Raw genomic sequence first — 2,103 nt, 5'->3', positions numbered from 1 at the left:
GAGCAGGTGCTCGATTCGCTCCCACTGATCATCGCGTAACTTCAACCGACTCATGGCCCACCAAAATCTATGAATACTAAATCAGTTTAAACGAAACTAATGATTGTTAACACACCCTAGCGAATAGCGCGTGACGGATGTTATACCGCCATTCTCTTATCTTCAATCGAGGCAGGCTGACCCTCGATCGGGGCGTGCCCTTTTCTGAGGTGACTTTCCTGACGTAACTTTCCTGACGTAACTTTCCTGAACAGTGAGGCCGATATGTCGTTACTTCGTGAGACGCCGCTTTCGGTGCTGGATCTGGCGCCTATCCGCCACGACGGCAGCGCCGGTGAAGCTTTTGACGACAGCGTGGCGCTGGCTCGGCGGGCCGATGCGCTGGGCTACAACCGCTACTGGCTGGCAGAGCATCACAACATCGACGGCATCGCCAGCGCGGCAACCTCGGTGTTGATTGGCCACGTCGCCGGCCAGACGCAAAACATCCGCGTGGGCAGCGGCGGCATCATGCTGCCCAACCACTCGCCGCTGGTGATTGCCGAACAGTTTGGCACCCTCGAAACGCTGTACCCCGGGCGGATTGACCTGGGCCTTGGCCGGGCGCCGGGGTCCGACAGGGCGACCATGCGTGCCCTGCGCCGGGATCCGTTTGCCGGGGTGGAGGATTTCCCCGAGCGCCTTGAAGAGCTGCGCCGCTACCTGGGCACGCCGGGCCCCGAGCAGCGCATTCGCGCCGTGCCCGGCCAGGATACCCACGTGCCCCTCTGGCTGCTGGGCTCCAGCGGCTACAGCGCTCAGCTTGCCGGGCGGCTGGGGCTGCCGTTTGCCTTCGCCGCGCAGTTTGCGCCCGGCTATCTGCTGGAAGCGCTGGCGCTATACCGCCGGGAGTTCCGCCCGTCGGACGTGCTCGATGAGCCCTACGCCATGGTGGGTATGCCGGTGGTCGTGGCCGAAAGCGACTCTTACGCCCACTACCTGAATACCACCGCCCAGCAGAAGTTTCTCAATCTGCACCGGGGGCGGAGCACCCGCACTCTGCCGCCGGCGGAATCGCTTGACTGGTCGCCCCGGGAACAGGCCGCCGTGGCCCAGAACCTGGGCGCGGCGGTGGTCGGCGACCCCGACGGCGTGCGCGAAGGCTTAGACGCCTTTCTTGAGCAAACCGGAGCCAACGAGCTGATGGTGGTTACCGACGTTTATGCCCGAGAAGACCGCCTGCGCTCCATCGAACTTCTGGACGAGCTGCGGCGGTAGCGGCTCCTCGCAGCGGATGATTTACACATTGTTTGGCCCTTTTGGCGGCGCCGGCGCGGAAACTTTGCCGCGTTGACGCTGACTGATGAGTAACAGGCAAAAAGAAGCGATGCGCTTCGCGCCTGTGTCAGCAGTCATTTTATTGGCGTACCAGGCAAAGAGATTGGAGTGATCATCATGCGTTTATTTCCTTATGCTAAGAAGCAAAGCGTCCTTGCTCTGCTGGCCGCGGGCGCGTTGAGCGTCGGGGGTATCGGAGTTGCCGGTGCCGCTGACGAAGGGGTCGATAGCGCCGACGACCAGGGCACCATGGAGCAGCCGTCCGGTCAGGACGATCAGATCAGCAACTCCCGGCCCGAGCCGCCCGCCGATGCCGGGCAGAGTGCACCGCCGGCCATGTCCGGTGACGCCGCCGACGCCCCGCAGGATGAGCAGGACGGCTTGCCGGGCAGCTACGACGAGCCGGACAGCGAAGCCCAAAGCGAACAGCCCGGCGGCGCCCAGGAGGGTGAGGGCGAAGACGCCGCGTGGTAACGCGCAGCGCCTGATATCGATTATTTCTTGAGCAGCGAAGGGGCGGCACGCAAGCAGCGTGTCGCCCCTTTTTGCTGACTGCCCCGCTGTGACCGGCAGCGTGGAGGGCCGCAGGGGACGCCCTTCGCTTGTACGGCTGTATCTTCGTATTTTCTTCACAACGGCGTCCCGTTGAGGGGTGGTGAGCGTGCTAGGGCCTGTTGACGTTTCACATTGGTAGCCATAAAAAGCCGCATGCCAAGGCCACCATGCTTTCGTAATTTCGTTTGAGCTTATCGTAGCGCGTCGCAATGGCGCGATACGGTTTCAATC

General features: G+C 62.5%; 2 protein-coding genes and 1 pseudogene. 2 read left to right on the top strand and 1 reads right to left on the bottom strand.

The genetic code is table 11. The annotated features are described in order from the left end of the window. Positions 1–264: 264 nt before the first annotated feature. Positions 265–1,257 (top strand): LLM class flavin-dependent oxidoreductase, encoded by a 993-nt coding sequence (locus tag RS027_RS13425; RefSeq protein WP_311957747.1) that lies wholly within the window; start codon positions 265–267, stop codon positions 1,255–1,257. A gap of 177 nt (positions 1,258–1,434) precedes the next feature. After that, positions 1,435–1,791, top strand: coding sequence for a hypothetical protein (locus tag RS027_RS13420; protein WP_311957746.1), 357 nt, complete (start codon positions 1,435–1,437; stop codon positions 1,789–1,791). 208 nt (positions 1,792–1,999) lie between these two features. Here RS027_RS13420 and RS027_RS13415 read toward each other — a convergent pair. Continuing rightward, positions 2,000–2,103 (bottom strand): annotated as a pseudogene (locus RS027_RS13415) (IS5/IS1182 family transposase); the annotation flags it as partial.

It is taken from the genome of Halomonas garicola (assembly GCF_031935715.1).
Taxonomy (GTDB): Bacteria; Pseudomonadota; Gammaproteobacteria; order Pseudomonadales; family Halomonadaceae; genus Vreelandella; species Vreelandella garicola.
This window is presented reverse-complemented; position numbering and strand designations above follow the sequence as displayed.